We start from the raw sequence: 18,148 nt of genomic DNA, 5'->3' as shown, positions 1-18,148 counted from the left end.
CTTTGAGGTGAAAACGTCGGCTCGCCGACAAGGAGATGATGAAACTGCCGTCTGGCAAATAGGAGCCTTGCTTGACGTATCAGCGCAGTCACTAGATTGGTACATTGAGTGGGAGGCCAGCGTATATTGAATATTACTAACTTACATACGCTTTCTCGCGAAAGCCGGGACTTAACCGTAGCAGGTGTCGTCGCCTTTATCAGCGACGACGCTTCGGCATCCTCCTACAGTTTCGAAACTTCGTTAAACTGAAATAGGAACTCCGGAGACTTCATCGCTCCGGCGATTGTCATGCTCCCTTCCAAAATTTTGCGCTCGTTTGTCACCACGAATGAGCCAGAGATAATAATTTTGTCGCCGACAGCCATGTTCATCAATGATTTGTAAACTGGCGTTCCAACGTTGATCATGGTCGGGTAAGCCATGTCGCCGAGCATGTTATTCCATGTCAAAAGGCTGACTTCGGGTGACAATTCTACCGTGATCGCGGCTTTGCCTTGAGTGTTTGTTTCAAGACTGGTGATCTTCCCAATCCAATTTTGAACCGGGAGGCCCGAACCAAGAAGCTTCGCAACGGAATCTACCCGTTCAAGTTCCAACGCACTTTCTTGAAGCTCGTTCGTTGCCGCACCGAACCGCGTTTTATAGTCTTTGATCATCGCAAGGAAGGCACGCTGCTTCTCGGGTAGAGCTGCCGCTTCAGATGGTTGAGCAACCGCTGTAGATGAATATTGGTCCGCCTTCGGTTGCGCCGTAACGGTGCTAGGCTTTTTGGTCCCTGCGAGCGATGAGGCTACGGTTAGCACCACCACACCCCCAACAATCCATTTCCACTTGGAAGAACGAGCGACCTTCGCCCCACAATGCGGGCAAGTTTTGGCTTTGATTGCCACCTGTTTTCCACAAGCCGAACAATCTGTGAGCAGCTTTTCTGATTTCAACGTATCCCCCACCCCAAATACAACTCAATAATATAATTAACTGCTAATATGGAATTTTTCCATATTGATTTTTTACATATATCTGAAGAGCCCTTTCAATCAAGGGGCTACTTTCTTGCAGAAAACTATTCGTTCAGAAGGGCAAATAGCTCTTGTTGATCTCATCATTGAGAAGCGCAAAGCCGCAGGCTTAAAGCAGGAAGACCTTGCCAAAGCGCTTGGTCAAACACAGCCATGGATAGCGCACCTTGAGAGCAAAGAAAGGCGGATCGATGTGATCGAATATGTGCGATTGGCACACGTGATTGGCTTCGATGCCGTGGAAGAATTGCGGCATCTCATCCCAATTATTCTAAAGTAAAGGACGTCGGTTCGGGCATCCGAGCCGTCTGGAAAAACGCATATCGGAGGCGGTATGAGATGGTAGGCCCATACGAGTCGTTGTAATCATTTAGGTCACGGCTTTTGAGGGACCTATTGCGATGATCTTGACGACCGAAGATGGAAAGCCGCTCAACGCAAATGTAGAGCCGCACGAACTAGGTATCATTTTCCATAGTCGAAGCGGCAAGTCTCGAAACCGAGATTATCGAGAAGGGCTCGAATTGTTAATGGCGAGGCTGGATGATGCCGACGTCAACTACGAAATTTATCTGGATAGCAGACCGGTCCAGAAAGTGCCTCTTTCCGAGAGACGTTTGTCCTTCGACCGGCAGGCACCAGTCGCGAAACGCTTTGACCTTATCGTGAAGGACATGAACAAGGGAAGCGACAGCCACAGCGCATGGCGACGGTTGCTGATAGCAACTCCGGACAAAGACCCTGCGGCGCTGCCTTCGATTATTGGAGCCAAAGACCCTGACCGCAATGCTTATCGATTGCCGTCAAGCGAACTTCAAAAGGTTAGCATTGATCAAATCGAGCGAGCGGTGAAGATTCTACTCGATGGCGGTGACGCACCCAACTTCTCCCCCTCTCGCGATTATGACGCCATGACCACTGATGGGATACCGCTTGCACCAAAGAAAGTTTTTGGTCTCGCGCTTCAAGAAGCACTTGGCATTGAAGCTTTCCCCGCGCATACAGCGCCGGGTGGGGACAGATTTGTTTCGACGTGCTCGAAAAAGCCGGCTTGTGGATAGTACCGAAGGATGGTGGTTCCGTCCGAAGACCGAAGGCGAAACAGTCTCAAATTCAGGCAGGACTTGTTCGCTTTATACCGACCGAGGAAGAGAAAAACTGGATCGAGGGCAATCCGAAAATCCTATCGCACCTCGTCCGCGAGCGACAGCCGGGTTTGGCAAAGCAGAAACGCGAGGAGTTCATGTCAAAGCACGGACGGCTTTTTTGTGAAGACTGTGGGCTCGATCCAATAGAGCGGTACGGAAAAGACGCGGGAGCCGCTTGTATCGAAGTTCATCATAGTCGCACGCATGTTGCGGAGATGCAGCCGGGGCATGTATCCGTCACAGACGACCTCAAGTGCCTTTGCGCCAATTGCCATCGCGTCCTTCACAGGAAGCTCACATTGGGGCTGTCTCTATCTTCGACGACACATGTCGATTAACCGAAGATCGTTACTCGCTTGGCTATTGCCACACACCGCTTGTCTCTACATCAACACTGTTGAGGCCTTGACGCTGATTAATGGAGCGTTGGACTTCACGACCATCCACCGTTGGTCCGCTAATCTCGACAAATCGGTCAGCCATTCGGCTCACTATTGGTCGCCATTGCTGAAGGCAATAGGAATATTCGTGATCGCAAGACGCAAAGGCTGTTGCGCTTCGCATTCTCGCCCGTTTAGAAGGATTGAAAGGCGTTAACACTTCGCAAGACGTTTGTAGTACCGAGAAAAAGCCGCCACCTGTTTCCGGATGGCGGCGCAATATTTCTCACAATACCATAGCCTGCAATATAAGGATGCCTCCCTCCCGAGAGTGCCGATATACCACTACATTTGTAGGGGTTTTGCAAAACACATTATCGGTGTTGTTTTGCATCTGTATAATATTGCGTGATCAAAATGACCACACGATACGAAAAGTTATCCGCAAACACATCGAAACTATCGGTCGGATGGATCAGAGCATTGAACGATTTTCTTTGAAACTCACCAGCGAACATATACTTGTCGTAGATAATTTGCCCCCTGTGGAGGAAATTAAATGCCAGCGAACCTCAAAATTACGATGATCTTGAAAGACCTGCCCGAAGATACGCCCTTGGGGACCGAGATCGCCACCATCTCGACTGAAATGATTGGGGTCTCCTTTACTTCAGTGTCGATCTCGTCATATGAGCGCGTTTATGTCGGCATGCTCGAATGGGAAAACTATCCGTCTGACCTGTTCGAGATCGTTGGGGCGAAGATTGTCCTAAAGTCCGGACTCGATTACGAGAAATATGACACTTTCGACGCTTACAACGCTAACTTCGCCATAGACGCGACTTTGTCCGATGGCACTACCGCGAGAGCAATCGCCGGGCTTCAAGTTACGGACGCTATCGAGGAAATCCGTGGGACTGGTCAAGCCGACAAAATCTTTGGCACCAATAGCATGGACTATATCATCACAGGATCGGGTAATGACCAAATCCGTGGCTCTGCTGGCGATGATGTGCTGTACGGCGGCACCGGGGGTGATAGGCTGTGGGGCGGTGAAGACGCTGATACCTTCCTCTACAAAGCCATTAACGAAAGCACAGTGAAAAATCCTGACATCATCTACGATTGGCAGCATATTGCGGGTGGAGGAACCCGTGATGTCATCGACCTACGTGCAATTGATGCTCGCTCCGACTATTCGGGTAACCAGCCTTTCAAATGGCTCGGTGCGACAGACTTCAATGGCAAAAAGGGCCAATTGAACTACAATTATGAGAAGGACGGCGACACGCACATCTACGGCGATCTGAACGGCGATAAGAAAGCTGATTTTGAGATTGTATTGGACGGCAAAATCAAGATGTATGCAGACGATTTCCTCCTTTGAACTTGAGTACCATGTCCAATAAGATCATCGCCGAAGTTGGCGAGGGCAAAACCTTCTACAGCCAAACTGCCTATGCTCGCCGCTCATCGGGATTTCGGATGAGCTGTAGAGGAGCAGTCACGCCTGATAGTTGCCAAGTGTGGCATAGGCGGTACGGAGATTTTGATGGCGTTGGTCTGCGTTGATCAACTAGTCTCCCTCTCCGACCGAAGCCCGGAATGATTCCTGCACCGAGATCAACTGCCCCAAAGCAATGAACCGTTCGCTCATACTCGCGGCTTAAGCGGCGGTTGCGACAGCAGCCGGTTTGCGGTTCTCGGTTAGATTCTGCGCATTATGCAGAAGCGCCATATCAATGAGATAGGCACCAATAGTGTCCCCTTCGGCAAGGCTCGCAAGCTTGGCGGCGCGCAGCAGTTCGTCAACGTGTTTGGATCGCATTGTAATTTTCCCCATTCTAAAAAGTCGCGTCTGAATTGTAACAGCGGCAACACCCCTGTGCCGCAACACAATCCTTGCGGGTGTAGGTAAATAAACGGTTAAGCAAAATTTCTAGATCAGGCATTGTTCCACTTGGGCATCTGCTGAATGCCCTCTGTGAAAGCTCCATTTCCACATCGAAACAAGCCCGCGCTATGTTCGGAAAGGCGGTTTTCTCCACGTGTTTGAATGAAACCAAAATTCGAAGCCGCAAGATGTAGGCGGGTAAACCACCACTCGAATTCGATCTGATGACAGGCGAAATCCTTTACCCCGAACATGCTGATTAATTTCTGGCGACAACGGTCTTAAATGGATAGAATTCCATTTGGTGACGAATGGTCAAACAATTAAAGCGGCTACCCATGAATAGCGCCGTGTCCACCGCCCCCCCAACAGGTAATACCCCACGGTAGTTTTGCTGTTGATCCTTGTTAGCAGCGTTGAGGATGCAAACGCGATAAGTGCCGGGGAAATCCTGATGCCATGCAGAAGCATCTGAAGAGGTATCTCAACCAGCCAATCAGGTTCGTAATATTGAAAGAGCTTGAACGACTATCAGCCGCCCATTGAGGCGGCTTTTTCGTAGAGCGAATGATAGGTTTGTTAATGTTTGTGTTAATTTTTTGCCAATTTCGCCTCTTGACACGGTTCGGCTGTTCGGCGAGGGTCAAAGTTAATAAAATTGCTTTGTTACAACTGGATAGGTCATCTCAAAATTCGTGTTTGTCGGTGAACTCGGAAGGTTAAAAGAAGCGGGCTGGAACCCATGATGGGTTTCAGCCCGTTTTCGTTTCATACAGGCATAAAATGCCGGTCAGCCCTCGACGGCACCAAATGTCTCGAAGACCAGGCCGTCGTCGCTGTCCTTGGCCAGGCTCTTGATCTCGGCGATGCGGGCGCTGACGGCCTGGGCGTCGGAAAAGACGAAACCTTCCGGCAGGATGAGGACGGCAATCGAGCAGCGCATCAGCGCAAAGACCGAGGTTTCGCCGCTGCGGCCATGGCCGGTCATGTAGCCGGCCTCGCGATGCTCAGCCGAATAGAGCTGGCGCACGTCGCTGCGGAATTCCGACAGGACGCGGAAGAGCACGGTGGAAACCTCCTCGCGCGTCCAGCCGCTGACGCCGATGAAGAAATCGTCGCCGCCGACATGGCCGAGGAATTTTTCCTCGCCGATGAAATGGCGGCGCATCAGGGCGGCAAACAGCGAGATCGCCAGATCGCCTTTTTGGAAGCCGTAGTGATCGTTGAACGGCTTGAAACTGTCGAAATCGCAGTAGCAAAAATAGCGCGCCTCGTCGGCGTCGAGCACGGCGCCCTGCACATAGTCGCGGATGGCGCGGTTGCCGGGAAGGCCGGTGAGCGGGTTCTGCTCCTGCGCCGTCTTCAGCTGCTTTTCGCTGATGATCTTCAACAGCGATGACGCCGACAGGATGCCGGCATAACGCATGTTTTCGGTCAGGATCACGCAGTCGCTGCCGTCCATGCCGGCAAAGATCTTCAGCATCTCGTCGGCCGGCGTTTCCAGATCGGCGATCGGCGCCGGGCTGACGAAATGCGAGATATGGCGCTGGTAAAGATGGTTCTTGAGGAGATCGCGGCCGAAGGGATGATAGATCATTTCCTTGACGTGATATTCATGCAGCACGCCGCGCGGCTCGCCATTGGCGTTCAGGACAGGAAAGAAGCTGCGCTGCGGCGAGCGGCGGAACAGTTCGAACACCGAGTCCAGATCGTCGTTCTCGCGCAGGGCCGGCACCTGTTCGATCTGTTTGCGGATGAGGATACTGTCGAGCGAGGTCGATTGGCGCCTTGCGCCGGCGGTCTGTTCCAGATGCGGATAGGCCGGCTGCAGATCGGCGAAATGCACGGTCGGCCGGGCGACGAAATAGCCCTGGACGAGATCGCAGCCGAGGTCGCGGCAGGTGGCAAATTCCGCTTCGGTCTCGACCCCTTCGGCGATCACCCGTGTGCCCAGCACATGGGCGGTATTAACCGTGTGGCGCACCATATGGCGCTTGCGCGGGCTGGATTCGATGCCGGAGATGAAATGCCTGTCGATCTTCAGATAATCCACCGGCTGGTCGCAGAGCAGCTTCAACCCGTTGAACCCGACGCCGAAATCATCAATCGCCAGTTTGAAACCGGCCAGCCGCAGCCTTTTCACCAGGCCGGAAAAGTCCGGCATCTTGCCGCTGTCGAAGCGTTCGGACAATTCGAAGCAGATCGACGATGGCGGGATATTGGCGCGTTTCAGGTGATTGCCGAGCCGCTCGACGAGATCGCCTTCCAGGCCGATCAGCCGGCTGTCGAAATTGACGAACAGCGTACGCGCGGCAAAATCCGGCAGGCTGGCAAAACCGGCGAAAGCGCGGGTGTTGATCATATGCTCCAGCGCCAGAAGCTGCCCCGCCTCCTCCGCCTTGTCGAGCAGTTCGACCGGCGACTTGAAGCCCAGACGCTCGAAGCCGCGCATCAGCGTTTCATAGCCGAACACCGCCCCAGTGGCGATCTCGGCAATCGGCTGGAAGGCATTTTCGATCGCAAGCTTCGCCAACGTAAGAATCTGGTCGTCACCAAAGCGGCGCAGCGACAGCATTTCGGCAGGGACGGCGGACAGGGCGGACATGCGGAACTCCGGGCGGATTTTCGAGATCGCGCGAAGGATCGTCCGGAAGCCTGAATTTTCCGTTTCCAGAGCATGACAGTTTGATGAAAGTTCAATGACTGCGGTATGTTAGCGATACAATGCAGAGATAGCACCGCAACCCATTGCTACCCTTTGGCGAGCACTCCGAAGGCGATGAGGGCGAGGCCCTGCATGACCAGATCAATCGCCAGGAACAGGCCGAGGATCCACAGGCTGTTGACCGGCCAGCCGGCGGCAATGATCAGGCCCGCGATCAGCGTGACGAGGCCGCCGAGCGCAATCCATCCCCAGCCGGCAAGCGGCCGCAGCTTGAATGCCGTCCAGACCCGCAAGGCCCCGGCGATAACCAGCGCAATTGCCATCAGCAATGTCAGGGCGGCAGAGGCAAGCAACGGATTGAGGAACGCAAAGACGCCGGCGACCGTGTAGCAGGCGCCGCTGAGGATCCAGTACAGAGCGCTTTCCCAGGTCTTGACCCGGAACGCCTGCACCAGATGCAGCGCGCCGCCGATCAGCATGATCATGCCGACATAATAGACGGAGGCGACGGTTGCCGCCAGCACATTGCCGAACGCGATGCCGCCGCCCATGATCAGCGCCACGCCCAGCGCGACGAACCAGCCCCATTTTTCCCGCAGCGGCGGGCGCAGGGCGACATTGACGGCTTCAACCATGATGCAACCTCTAGCTATTTGATCATTTTCCATGTAATCCTGAATAGAATAACAGGATTTAAAATGCACTGCCAGGCTGCAAATTTCGGCTTTTAGCGCCTCGTACGATCAATGAGGCTCTAAATCTTCAGCGCCAGAAGCACGGCGCCGCCGGCGACCATGCAGACGCCCAGCCAATGGGCGGGCGACAGGCGTTCGCCGAGGAAGAGCACGGCAAAAAGCGCGACGAGAACCACGCTCAGCTTATCGACCGGGGCCACCTGCGCCGCATGTCCCATTTTCAAGGCCCGAAAATAGCAGAGCCAGGACGCGCCGGTGGCAAGACCCGACAGAACCAGAAACAGCCAGCTTTTGCCCGACACCGTCGAAGGCGCCTGCCAGTTGCCCGTCAGGAACAGCATCAGGGCGATGGCGAGAAGAATGACGATCGTACGGATGAAGGTGGCGAAGTCGGAATTGACATTCTCGATGCCGATCTTGGCGAAGATCGCCGTCAAAGCCGCAAAGGCGGCCGAGAGAAGCGCCCATGCCTGCCAGGACGAAAACAGCATTTTCATGGGTACCCATTCCTTTCGCCGCGCCGCGTGACGCGGCCATCGCCAGTTGAGGCCGCAGTCCTACGAATGGCAAGAAAATCCTTGGGTGCAGCGCTTATTTTTTATTGATTGATGGATCAATCAAAAATACAGTGGCGGCAACGAAGGGAACAATGAATGCCGAAAGTCGGAATGGAACCGGTGCGCCGCAAGGCGCTTGTGGATGCGGCGCTGCATGTGATCGGCGACCAGGGCACGCTGTCGGTGACTATGTCCGACATTGCGCGCCAGGCCGGCGTTTCGGCGGCTTTGGCGCATCATTATTTCGGCAGCAAGGAGCAATTGCTGGTCGAGACGGTCCGCTCCCTTTTGAAGCAGTTGCGTGACGATACGGTGAAGGCGCTCACGGCAGCCGCAACGCCGCGCGAGCGCCTGTCGGCGATGGTTAGGGTGAGCTTCCAGGCCGACCAGTTTTCGCCGGAAACCATCGCCGCCTGGCTTGCCTTCTACAGCGAGGCGCAACGTTCCGAAGAGACGCGGCGGTTTCTCGTCATCTATGCCCGGCGGCTGCATTCCAATCTCGTCGCCAACCTGAAGGCGCTCTGTGTCGCAGATGATGCGCAGCGCATCGCAGAGGGTACGGCTGCCATGATCGACGGACTTTATATTCGCCGGGCGCTCGGTTCCTCGCCGGTGACGGCGCAAGCCTCGATCGCGCTGACCGACGATTACATCACGCTCAACCTCAATGCCTGCCAGACACAGAAAGATGCCGCATGACCCGGCCGAACATTCTCATCATCATGGTCGACCAGTTGAACGGAAAGTTCTTTCCCGATGGTCCGGCGGACTTTTTGCATGCGCCGCATATGAAGGCACTGGCCAAGCGTTCGGCGCGTTTTCGCAACAATTACACCTCCTCGCCGCTCTGCGCCCCTGCCCGCGCCTCGCTGATGGCCGGGCAATTGCCGAGCCGCACGCAGGTCTATGACAATGCCGCCGAATATGTTTCGTCGATCCCGACCTATGCGCATCACCTGCGCCGCGCGGGCTATTACACCGCGCTGTCGGGCAAGATGCATTTCGTCGGACCCGACCAGCTGCATGGCTTTGAGGAGCGGCTGACGACGGATATCTACCCCGCCGATTTCGGCTGGACGCCGGATTACCGCAAGCCCGGCGAGCGGATCGACTGGTGGTATCACAATCTCGGCTCCGTCACCGGCGCGGGCGTGGCCGAGATCACCAACCAGATGGAATATGACGACGAGGTCGCCTTTCTCGCCAACCAGAAGCTCTATCATCTCAGCCGCGAACACGGCGACGAAGCCCGCCGCCCCTGGGCGGTGACGGTTTCGTTCACCCATCCGCACGATCCCTATGTGGCGCGCCGCAAATTCTGGGATCTCTACAATGATTGCGGCCAGCTGCTTCCCGACGTCGGCGATATCCCGCTTGCCGACCAGGACCCGCATTCGCAGCGGCTGATCCATGCCTGCGACTACCAGAACTTTTCGGTGTCTGAGGAGAATGTCAGGCGCTCGCGCCAGGCCTATTTCGCCAATATTTCCTACCTGGATGAAAAGGTCGGCGAACTCGTGGATACGCTGACCCGCACCCGGATGCTCGACGATACGCTGATCCTGTTCTGCTCGGATCATGGCGACATGCTCGGCGAGCGCGGGCTCTGGTTCAAGATGAACTTCTTCGAGGGTTCGGCCCGCGTGCCGCTGATGGTCGCCGGTCCCGGCATCACCCCCGGCCTGCATCTGGCGCCGACATCCAATCTCGATCTCACGCCGACGCTGTGCGACCTCGCCGGGATTTCGATGGACGAGATCATGCCCTGGACCGACGGCGAAAGCCTGGTGCCGCTGATCAACGGCGCAGAGCGTATCGCGCCGGTGCTGATGGAATATGCCGCCGAAGGCTCCTATGCGCCGCTGGTTTGCATCCGCGAAGGCAAGTGGAAATATATCCACTGCGTGCTTGACCCCGACCAGCTCTACGATCTCGACGCCGATCCGCTGGAGAGGACCAACCTGGCGGCGGTGCCCGCCCACGCGCCGACACTGCGCGCCTTCCAGGCAATGCGTGACAGCCGCTGGGACATGGAGGCGTTCGATGCTGCCGTGCGCGAAAGCCAGGCACGCCGCTGGGTGGTCTACGAGGCGCTGCGCAACGGCGCCTACTACCCCTGGGACCACCAGCCGCTGCAAAGGGCATCCGAGCGCTACATGCGCAACCATATGAATCTCGACAATCTCGAAGAATCCAAACGCTTTCCGCGAGGGGAATAAGATGAAAGCCCAGCCACCAGCCTCCCACTTCATCGACGGCGACTATGTCGAAGATACCGCAGGCACCGCCTTCGACAGCATCTATCCCGCCACCGGCGAAGTGATCGCCCGGCTGCATGCCGCCACGCCCGCCATCGTCGATAGGGCGATCGCGGCCGCCAAGCGGGCACAGGGCGAATGGGCCGCGATGAGCCCGACGGCGCGCGGCCGCATCCTCAAGCGCGCCGCCGACATCATGCGCACCCGCAACCGCGAACTGTCGGAGCTGGAAACGCTCGATACCGGCAAGCCGATCCAGGAAACCATCGTTGCCGATCCGACCTCGGGCGCCGATGCGTTCGAATTCTTCGGCGGCGTCGCGGCTGCGGCGCTGAATGGCGATTACATCCCGCTCGGCGGCGATTTTGCCTTTACCAAGCGCGTGCCGCTCGGCGTCTGCGTTGGGATCGGCGCCTGGAACTATCCCCAGCAGATCGCCTGCTGGAAGGGCGCACCGGCGCTGATCGCCGGCAATGCGATGGTGTTCAAGCCCTCGGAAAACACGCCGCTCGGCGCCTTGAAGATTGCCGAAATCCTGTTTGAGGCCGGCCTGCCGAAGGGCCTCTACAATGTCATCCAGGGCGACCGCTCGACAGGTCCGCTGCTGGTCAACCACAAGGACGTCGCCAAGGTCTCGCTGACCGGCTCGGTCGAGACCGGCCGCAAGGTGGCAGGCGCTGCCGCGTCCCAGCTGAAGCATGTGACGATGGAACTGGGCGGCAAGTCGCCGCTGATCGTGTTTGACGATGCCGATCTCGAAAGCGCCATCGGCGGCGCCATGCTCGGCAATTTCTATTCGACCGGCCAGGTCTGCTCCAACGGCACCCGCGTGTTCGTCCAGAAGGGCATCAAGGACCGGTTCCTGTCGCGGCTGAAGGAGCGCACCGAAAAGATCATCATCGGCGATCCGATGATTGAAGAAACCCAGCTCGGCCCGATGATCTCGCGCGCCCAGCTCGACAAGGTGTTCGCCTATATCGAAAAGGGCAAGGCCGAGGGCGCAACACTTCTGACCGGCGGCGGCATTCCCAATGACGTCTCTGCCGAAGGCACCTATATCCAGCCGACCGTGTTTGCTGATGTCACCGACGAAATGACCATCGCGCGCGAGGAAATCTTCGGGCCGGTCATGTGCGTGCTCGATTTCGACCATGAGGACGAAGTGATCGAACGCGCCAACGGCACCGAATTCGGGCTTTCGGCTGGCGTCTTCACCTCGGACCTTACCCGCGCGCACCGGGTCGCCGACCGGCTGGAAGCAGGCACGCTGTGGATCAACACCTATAACCTGGCGCCGGTGGAGGTGCCGTTCGGCGGTTCCAAACAGTCTGGCTTCGGACGGGAAAACTCGCTGGCGGCGCTCAATCACTACACAGAGCTAAAGAGCGTCTATGTGGCGATGAGCCCGGTCCAGTCGCCGTATTGATCTTAACCTCCCCCTTGAGGGGGGAGGTCGCGACGCAGTCGCGGGTGGGGGTGACGGTCAGGGACGCACAAAGTCACCCCACCCCGTCGCTTCGCTCCGACCCTCCCCCTCAAGGGGAGGGTGAACAAGGCGCCTCATAAAACCTGGGAACACAACCATGCAAAGCGCAGATTTCGTCATCATCGGTTCGGGCTCCGCAGGCTCCGCACTCGCATACCGCCTGTCCGAGGACGGCAAGAATACGGTGCTGGTGCTGGAATTCGGCGGCAGCGATTTCGGGCCGTTCATCCAGATGCCGGCAGCGCTCGCCTGGCCGATGAGCATGAGCCGCTACAACTGGGGCTATCTTTCCGAACCGGAGCCCAACCTCAACAACCGTCGCATCACCGCGCCGCGCGGCAAGGTGATCGGCGGCTCGTCCTCGATCAACGGCATGGTCTATGTGCGCGGCTCGATGGAAGACTATAACGAGTGGGAGGGGCTCGGCGCGCGCGGCTGGGGCTATGCCGATGTGCTGCCCTATTTCAAGCGGATGGAAAATTCGCATGGCGGCGAGGACGGCTGGCGCGGCACCGGCGGGCCGCTGCATGTGCGGCGCGGCTCCTACAAGAACCCGCTGTTCAAGGCCTTCGTCGATGCCGGACAGCAGGCCGGCTTCGAGCTGACCGACGACTATAACGGCTCCAAGCAGGAAGGCTTCGGCCTGATGGAGCAGACGGTGCACAATGGCCGGCGCTGGTCGGCGGCATCCGCCTATCTGAAGCCGGCCCTCAAGCGTCCCAATGTCGAACTGCTGCGCTGCTATGCGCGCAAGATCGTCATCGAGAACGGCCGGGCCGTTGGCGTCGAAATCGAGCGCGGCGGCAAGATCGAGGTGGTGAAGGCCAATCGCGAGGTGATCGTTTCGGCCTCCTCGTTCAACTCGCCCAAGCTCCTGATGCTGTCGGGCATCGGCCCGGGCGCGCATCTCAAAGACATGGGCATCGAAGTCAAGGCCGACCGCCCAGGCGTCGGCGCCAATTTGCAGGACCATATGGAATTCTATTTCCAGCAGGTCTCGTTGAAGCCCGTGTCGCTCTATTCCTGGCTGCCCTGGTTCTGGCAGGGTGTTGCCGGCGCGCAGTGGATGTTCACCAAATCCGGGCTCGGCACCTCCAACCAGTTCGAAGCCTGCGCTTTCCTGCGCTCAGCCCCGGGCGTCAAGCAGCCGGATATCCAGTATCACTTCCTGCCGGTGGCGATTTCCTACGATGGCAAGGCGGCGGCCAAGAGCCACGGGTTCCAGGTGCATGTCGGCTACAACCATTCAAAATCGCGCGGCTCTGTCACGCTGCGCTCACCCGATGTGAAGGCCGATCCGGTCATTCAGTTCAACTATATGAGCCATCCGGAAGACTGGGAAAAATTCCGCCACTGCGTGCGCCTCACCCGCGAGATCTTCGGCCAACAGGCCTTCGACCAGTATCGCGGTCCGGAAATCCAGCCGGGCGAAAGCATCCAGACCGACGACCAGATCGATGCCTTCCTGCGCGAGCATCTGGAAAGCGCCTATCACCCCTGCGGCACCTGCCGGATGGGCGACAGCAACGATCCGATGGCGGTGGTCGATCCGGAAACCCGCGTCATCGGCGTCGATAATCTGCGTGTCGCCGATTCATCGATCTTCCCGCACGTCACCTACGGCAACCTCAACGGCCCCTCGATCATGACCGGCGAAAAAGCCGCCGACCACATCCTCGGCAAACAGCCCCTGCCCCGCAGCAACCAGGAACCCTGGATCAATCCGCGCTGGGAGGTGAGTGACCGGTAGGTTCAGTGGTAGTCGTCTTCGCCCTGGTGGCGGACGGCCAGGATGGTGACCGTTTCGCGGTTCTCGATTTCGAACAGCGCAACATAGCCGGACGAGCCGAACGAGATGACGAGTTCGCGGAAAAATGAATTGTCGCCGGGCGCCTGGCGGCAGCTGAACGGAAAGCTCTCGAGCACCGTCACCGCTTTTTCAATCGCATCAGGGGCACGCCCTGCTGCCGGCTCATCGCGATCCAGCAGATAGGCATAGAGCCGCTTGATATCCTCCCGTGCCTTTGCCGTCAGCCTGACCGAATAGCTCATTTCGAACGGTTTTCAGCACGCTTGGCCTCAAGCATCCCCTTTAGCCCTCCGAGGACCTCGTCTGCGCTGTAGTAAATTCCGGTGCGCTTGGCCTCTTCGCGTGATGCAAGCCCACGGGCGATGAATTCGGCCTGTGTCTTTCTAAAATGCACCTGCGCCTTGACGGCATTTTCCACGAAGGCCGACAGCGTCTCGCCTTTTTCCAGCACGCCTTCGGCGGCGGCTCTCAATTCCGGATCGACCCGGAGCGAAGGAAGCGTGGCAGTTTTCATGACCGGACCCGATGCGTCGCAATTGCGATGCAGGATAGCAAAAGCGGCAAACGAATTCAACGTACCGGACAAAGCGATCGACGGGTGCCCGTCATGGAAGGGAACGACAGCCTGCAAAAATCGGTGATTTCTAAAACAATAAACTATAAATTTGATAGATTTTAGCCGTTAACTCTGTCATTTCAGAGAGTATTCTGCGTTTTTTGCTGTTCGGAGAGATATTTGCTCTGAACCTCCAACATTAGAAATCCGTTTTTCTGTCTTTTGTCACACATGGCTGCGATATTCCCTGACAACAGAACAGGATATCCTCCCATGACGTCCGCATCGCTTGAACATCGCGCCAGCGCGCTCAACAGCCAATTGGAGAGCCTTGATCTCTCCGGCCGGCTGGCGCTGATCGCGTCGCTTGACGGCAAATCGGTTTTTACCACCAGCCTTGGCATTGAAGATCAGGTCATTACCGCTGCCATCGGCACCGGCAGGCATCCGATCGAGGTTTCGACGCTCGAGACCGGCCGTCTCTTCAACGAGACCGTGGCGCTGATCGACAAGACCGAGCAGACCTATGGCATCCTGATCAAGCGTTTTTATCCCGAACAGGACGATATCGACGCCTATGCCGCCAAATATGGCCTGAACGGTTTCTACGACAGTATCGAAGCCAGGCATGCCTGTTGTGGTGCGCGCAAGGTGAAGCCGCTTGCGCGCGCACTTGACGGGGCATCCTTCTGGATCACCGGCCTGCGCCGCGGGCAGTCGGGCAACCGTGCTGAAACGCCGTTTGCCGAGGCCGATACCGACCGTGGCCTGATCAAGATCAATGTGCTTGCCGATTGGGACATCGAAAAGATCCGCGCCCATGTCGCCGATGCAGCGATCCCGGTCAATCCGCTGCATGCGCGCGGCTATCCTTCGATCGGCTGCGAGCCCTGTACGCGCGCCATCAAGCCGGGCGAGCCCGAGCGCGCCGGCCGCTGGTGGTGGGAAAACGACGAGACGCGCGAATGCGGCCTGCATGTCGCCGAGGCTTCACCTTCGGTCATCCCGCAGACGACCGCAAGCAGCCCGATTTCCAGCAGCCCCCTTTCCAGCGGCCCCCTTTCCAGCAGCATTGCGCGATAATCCGCGCAGGCCCGCCTCACAGACACTCCCGGAGACTTGAAATGCCCAGTACTCTTCCGGAAACGGAACTGCATAATCCGCAGACTGCAAAGACCCCGCTCGACCCGCATCTGAAGGCGCTCGAGAACGAAGCGATCCACATCTTCCGCGAAGTGGCGGCCGAGTTCGAAAAGCCGGTCATGCTTTATTCCGTCGGCAAGGATTCGTCCGTGCTGCTTCACCTGGCGCGCAAGGCGTTCTATCCCGGCCGCGTGCCGTTTCCGCTGCTGCATGTGAACACCGGCTGGAAATTTGCCGAGATGATCGCGTTCCGCAACGATATCGTCAAAAAATACGATCTCGACTTCATCGAGCATATCAATCCGCGCGGCAAGGCCGAGAACGTCACGCCGTTTACCCATGGTTCGGCGCTGTTTACCGATATCATGAAGACGGAAGGCCTGCGCCAGGCGCTGGATGCCGGCGGTTTCGACGCCGCATTCGGCGGTGCGCGCCGCGACGAGGAAGCCAGCCGCGCCAAGGAGCGCATCTATTCCTTCCGCACGCCCGAGCATCGCTGGGATCCGCGCGCGCAGCGCCCGGAACTTTGGAACGTCTATAACGGCATGATCCGCAAGGGCGAAAGCGTGCGCGCCTTCCCGTTGTCGAACTGGACCGAGGTGGATATCTGGCGCTACATCCAGGTGGAAGAAATCCCGCTGGTGCCGCTCTACTATGCCAAGGAACGCCCCTATATCGAGCGCGACGGCATGATGATCCTGGCTGAGGATCCGCGGCTCGAATTGCAGCCGGGCGAAGAGATACAGCACGGCTCGATCCGTTTCCGCACCCTTGGCGATTTCCCGCTGACGGGCGCCATTCCGTCTCAGGCCACCAACCTTGAAGAGGTCATTGCCGAACTGGAGATCGCCACGGTTTCTGAACGGCAGGGCCGCGCCATCGACCGCGATCAGTCCGGTTCGATGGAAAAGAAGAAGCGCGAAGGATATTTCTGATGACCGTTTCCGCAATCGCTCAAAACACGATCGAGCCGTCCACAGCCACCGTCACCGCCTTCCCGGCGACTGAGGCCACGCGCGTTGTGCGCGACACCCGGCCGCTGCGGCTGATCACCTGCGGCAGCGTCGATGACGGCAAATCCACCCTGATCGGCCGGCTGCTTTGGGATACCAAGGCGGTCAAGGAAGACCAGGCGGCAACACTGCGCCGTGATAGCGGCAAGCAGAACGATCTCGGCCTGCCCGATTTCGCGCTGCTGCTCGACGGGCTGCAGGCCGAGCGCGAACAGGGCATCACCATCGATGTCGCCTATCGCTATTTCGCCACCGGCAACCGCTCCTTCATCGTCGCCGACACGCCCGGCCACGAGCAATATACCCGCAACATGGCAACCGGCGCCTCCACCGCCGATCTCGCCATCCTGCTCGTCGATGCCCGCACCGGCCTGCTGGAGCAGACCCGCCGCCATGCGACGATCGCCTCGCTGATGGGGATCAAGCAGTTCGTGCTGGCCGTCAACAAGTTCGATCTCGTCGGCTATGACCGCGCCCGCTTCGACCAGATCAGCCATGAATTCCGCGAACTGGCTCTGTCGCTCGGCGTGCGCCAGATCACCGCCATCCCGATGTCGGCGCTAAAGGGCGAGAACGTCGTTTATGACGGCAAGGCATCCATGCCCTGGTACGAGGGCCAGACGCTGGTCGAGGTTCTGGAACTGGCCACGGTCCGCTCCGCCCAGACGGTCGGCTTCCGCTTGCCCGTCCAGCGCGTTTCGCGTCCGGGCGAAAGCTTTCGCGGCTATCAGGGCACGGTTGCCGGCGGCTCTGTGAAGCCCGGCGATTCGGTCGTCATCCTGCCGTCGGGCATGGTTGCCAATGTTACCAAGATCGTCACCTTCGATCTCGTGCGCAATGCCGCCGTTGCCGGCGATGCGATCACGCTGGTGCTCGACCGCCAGGTCGATGTCTCGCGCGGCGACATGATCGTTTCGCTGGAAAGCCAGCCGCAGACCGGCCTTGCCTTTGATGCCCATCTCGTTGCCCTGCAATCGGACGGCATCCAGCCCGGCAAGCGCTATTGGCTGAAGAGCGGCTCGCGCCGCCAGCGCGTCACCGTGCAGCCATCGAGCCAGCTGGACTTGAAGAGCGGCAAATGGAGCCATCACACGGACGGCCTTGCGATGAACGCCATCGGCAAGGTGCATCTCTCCTTCGACGAACAGGCCGTGTTCGACGCCTACGAGCAGAACCGCACCACCGGGGCCTTCATCCTGATCGATCCCGACACCAACAATACGGTGGCCGGCGGCATGATTACCGCCAAGCGCTCGTCGCTGGGCGGCATCCATACCGAAGAAAGCCGGGTGCTCCTGTCGCTGCCGGCCGATCTCGCCGACCAGCTGATGGCGACCGAACTCTTCGCCGCCCGCCGCGAGGAAGCCGACATCCGCCGCATCTCCGCCGGCCGGGCCGCCGACGTCCTGAACGGGCTTGATGGGTAAGGCGGCCAAACGCCTATGATAAAAGGGGCCGCGAGGCCCCTTCAGGCTGCTCACAAACCCTGTAGACGCTTGTTTGACGAGAGCAATAACCTAT

General features: G+C 58.0%; 17 protein-coding genes. 10 read left to right on the top strand and 7 right to left on the bottom strand.

The annotated features are described in order from the left end of the window. Positions 1 to 224 precede the first annotated feature (224 nt). On the bottom strand, positions 225 to 893 hold the full coding sequence (locus tag ASD32_RS20040; RefSeq protein ID WP_060639824.1) for a hypothetical protein: 669 nt from the start codon (positions 891 to 893) through the stop codon (positions 225 to 227). Between the two features lie 163 nt (positions 894 to 1,056). On the opposite strand from ASD32_RS20040, the gene ASD32_RS29070 reads away from it, so the two are divergent. From ASD32_RS29070 to ASD32_RS20030, 3 genes are all read left to right on the top strand, one after another. After that, a complete protein-coding gene (locus ASD32_RS29070) occupies positions 1,057 to 1,302 on the top strand; it encodes a helix-turn-helix transcriptional regulator (RefSeq protein WP_082546844.1) in 246 nt (81 codons plus the stop codon). A gap of 121 nt (positions 1,303 to 1,423) precedes the next feature. Beyond that, positions 1,424 to 2,083 carry a hypothetical protein gene (locus tag ASD32_RS20035; RefSeq protein WP_060639823.1) on the top strand — a complete coding sequence of 220 codons (660 nt, stop codon included), beginning with the start codon at positions 1,424 to 1,426 and terminating at the stop codon, positions 2,081 to 2,083. 1,026 nt (positions 2,084 to 3,109) lie between these two features. Next, positions 3,110 to 3,937: a M10 family metallopeptidase C-terminal domain-containing protein gene (locus ASD32_RS20030; protein ID WP_060639822.1), complete on the top strand. Its 828-nt coding sequence runs from the start codon at positions 3,110 to 3,112 to the stop codon at positions 3,935 to 3,937. 279 nt (positions 3,938 to 4,216) lie between these two features. Here ASD32_RS20030 and ASD32_RS29700 read toward each other — a convergent pair whose 3' ends face one another. The 4 genes from ASD32_RS29700 to ASD32_RS20015 all read right to left on the bottom strand — a co-directional run bounded on the left by ASD32_RS29700 (position 4,217) and on the right by ASD32_RS20015 (position 8,301). Further along, entirely contained in the window at positions 4,217 to 4,378 is a 162-nt protein-coding gene (locus tag ASD32_RS29700; protein WP_156383256.1) for a hypothetical protein, read from the bottom strand. An 856-nt stretch (positions 4,379 to 5,234) separates the two neighbouring features. Next, positions 5,235 to 7,040 (bottom strand): EAL domain-containing protein, encoded by a 1,806-nt coding sequence (locus ASD32_RS20025; protein ID WP_060639903.1) that lies wholly within the window; start codon positions 7,038 to 7,040, stop codon positions 5,235 to 5,237. Between the two features lie 155 nt (positions 7,041 to 7,195). Further along, positions 7,196 to 7,744 carry an HdeD family acid-resistance protein gene (locus ASD32_RS20020; RefSeq protein ID WP_060639821.1) on the bottom strand — a complete coding sequence of 183 codons (549 nt, stop codon included), beginning with the start codon at positions 7,742 to 7,744 and terminating at the stop codon, positions 7,196 to 7,198. A gap of 119 nt (positions 7,745 to 7,863) precedes the next feature. Next, entirely contained in the window at positions 7,864 to 8,301 is a 438-nt protein-coding gene (locus tag ASD32_RS20015) for an EamA family transporter (protein ID WP_060639820.1), read from the bottom strand. A 156-nt stretch (positions 8,302 to 8,457) separates the two neighbouring features. On the opposite strand from ASD32_RS20015, the gene betI reads away from it, so the two are divergent. The 4 genes from betI (at position 8,458) to betA (ending at position 13,855) form a co-directional block, all read left to right on the top strand. Beyond that, the gene (betI, locus tag ASD32_RS20010) at positions 8,458 to 9,060 is read left to right on the top strand and encodes a transcriptional regulator BetI (RefSeq protein WP_060639819.1); all 603 of its coding nucleotides are present in this window, start codon (positions 8,458 to 8,460) and stop codon (positions 9,058 to 9,060) included. After that, positions 9,057 to 10,580 carry a choline-sulfatase gene (betC, locus tag ASD32_RS20005; RefSeq protein WP_060639818.1) on the top strand — a complete coding sequence of 508 codons (1,524 nt, stop codon included), beginning with the start codon at positions 9,057 to 9,059 and terminating at the stop codon, positions 10,578 to 10,580. The genes betI and betC overlap by 4 nt, the downstream gene beginning before the upstream one ends. A 1-nt stretch (position 10,581) precedes the next feature. Beyond that, positions 10,582 to 12,045, top strand: coding sequence for a betaine-aldehyde dehydrogenase (betB, locus tag ASD32_RS20000; RefSeq protein ID WP_060639817.1), 1,464 nt, complete (start codon positions 10,582 to 10,584; stop codon positions 12,043 to 12,045). Between the two features lie 157 nt (positions 12,046 to 12,202). Next, the gene (betA, locus tag ASD32_RS19995; RefSeq protein ID WP_060639816.1) at positions 12,203 to 13,855 is read left to right on the top strand and encodes a choline dehydrogenase; all 1,653 of its coding nucleotides are present in this window, start codon (positions 12,203 to 12,205) and stop codon (positions 13,853 to 13,855) included. 2 nt (positions 13,856 to 13,857) lie between these two features. Here betA and ASD32_RS19990 read toward each other — a convergent pair whose 3' ends face one another. Together ASD32_RS19990 and ASD32_RS19985 are read right to left on the bottom strand one after the other, a co-directional pair. Further along, positions 13,858 to 14,157, bottom strand: coding sequence for a type II toxin-antitoxin system RelE/ParE family toxin (locus tag ASD32_RS19990; protein WP_060639815.1), 300 nt, complete (start codon positions 14,155 to 14,157; stop codon positions 13,858 to 13,860). Continuing rightward, a complete protein-coding gene (locus tag ASD32_RS19985) occupies positions 14,154 to 14,429 on the bottom strand; it encodes a YlcI/YnfO family protein (RefSeq protein WP_060639902.1) in 276 nt (91 codons plus the stop codon). The genes ASD32_RS19990 and ASD32_RS19985 overlap by 4 nt, the downstream gene beginning before the upstream one ends. A gap of 315 nt (positions 14,430 to 14,744) precedes the next feature. Between ASD32_RS19985 and ASD32_RS19980 the strand changes: the two genes are divergently transcribed. From ASD32_RS19980 to cysN, 3 genes are read left to right on the top strand one after another with little or no spacing between them, the layout of a single operon-like run. Next, complete coding sequence (locus ASD32_RS19980) at positions 14,745 to 15,554, top strand: phosphoadenylyl-sulfate reductase (protein WP_060639814.1); 810 nt, start codon at positions 14,745 to 14,747, stop codon at positions 15,552 to 15,554. A gap of 41 nt (positions 15,555 to 15,595) precedes the next feature. Then, positions 15,596 to 16,549: a sulfate adenylyltransferase subunit CysD gene (gene cysD / locus ASD32_RS19975; RefSeq protein WP_060639813.1), complete on the top strand. Its 954-nt coding sequence runs from the start codon at positions 15,596 to 15,598 to the stop codon at positions 16,547 to 16,549. Next, the gene (cysN, locus tag ASD32_RS19970) at positions 16,549 to 18,054 is read left to right on the top strand and encodes a sulfate adenylyltransferase subunit CysN (RefSeq protein ID WP_060639812.1); all 1,506 of its coding nucleotides are present in this window, start codon (positions 16,549 to 16,551) and stop codon (positions 18,052 to 18,054) included. Before cysD ends, cysN begins: the two co-directional genes overlap by 1 nt. Positions 18,055 to 18,148: the final 94 nt, after the last annotated feature.

The sequence above is a fragment of the Rhizobium sp. Root483D2 genome (assembly GCF_001426685.1).
In the GTDB taxonomy this organism is placed as follows: Bacteria; Pseudomonadota; Alphaproteobacteria; order Rhizobiales; family Rhizobiaceae; genus Pararhizobium; species Pararhizobium qamdonense.
Note: the sequence above shows the minus strand (reverse complement) of the source record. Positions and strands in the feature narration are given on the sequence as shown.

Bases quoted from the DNA above. Each gene is read 5' to 3' on its own strand.
- ASD32_RS20035 (WP_060639823.1), top strand. From the start codon at position 1,424: ATGATCTTGACGACCGAAGATGGAAAGCCGCTCAACGCAAATGTAGAG.
- ASD32_RS20020 (WP_060639821.1), bottom strand. From the start codon at position 7,744: ATGGTTGAAGCCGTCAATGTCGCCCTGCGCCCGCCGCTGCGGGAAAAA.
- betC (WP_060639818.1), top strand. From the start codon at position 9,057: ATGACCCGGCCGAACATTCTCATCATCATGGTCGACCAGTTGAACGGA.
- ASD32_RS19990 (WP_060639815.1), bottom strand. From the start codon at position 14,157: ATGAGCTATTCGGTCAGGCTGACGGCAAAGGCACGGGAGGATATCAAG.
- ASD32_RS20015 (WP_060639820.1), bottom strand. From the start codon at position 8,301: ATGAAAATGCTGTTTTCGTCCTGGCAGGCATGGGCGCTTCTCTCGGCC.
- cysN (WP_060639812.1), top strand. From the start codon at position 16,549: ATGACCGTTTCCGCAATCGCTCAAAACACGATCGAGCCGTCCACAGCC.
- betA (WP_060639816.1), top strand. From the start codon at position 12,203: ATGCAAAGCGCAGATTTCGTCATCATCGGTTCGGGCTCCGCAGGCTCC.
- ASD32_RS19980 (WP_060639814.1), top strand. From the start codon at position 14,745: ATGACGTCCGCATCGCTTGAACATCGCGCCAGCGCGCTCAACAGCCAA.
- cysD (WP_060639813.1), top strand. From the start codon at position 15,596: ATGCCCAGTACTCTTCCGGAAACGGAACTGCATAATCCGCAGACTGCA.
- betI (WP_060639819.1), top strand. From the start codon at position 8,458: ATGCCGAAAGTCGGAATGGAACCGGTGCGCCGCAAGGCGCTTGTGGAT.
- ASD32_RS19985 (WP_060639902.1), bottom strand. From the start codon at position 14,429: ATGAAAACTGCCACGCTTCCTTCGCTCCGGGTCGATCCGGAATTGAGA.
- ASD32_RS29700 (WP_156383256.1), bottom strand. From the start codon at position 4,378: ATGCGATCCAAACACGTTGACGAACTGCTGCGCGCCGCCAAGCTTGCG.
- ASD32_RS20030 (WP_060639822.1), top strand. From the start codon at position 3,110: ATGCCAGCGAACCTCAAAATTACGATGATCTTGAAAGACCTGCCCGAA.
- betB (WP_060639817.1), top strand. From the start codon at position 10,582: ATGAAAGCCCAGCCACCAGCCTCCCACTTCATCGACGGCGACTATGTC.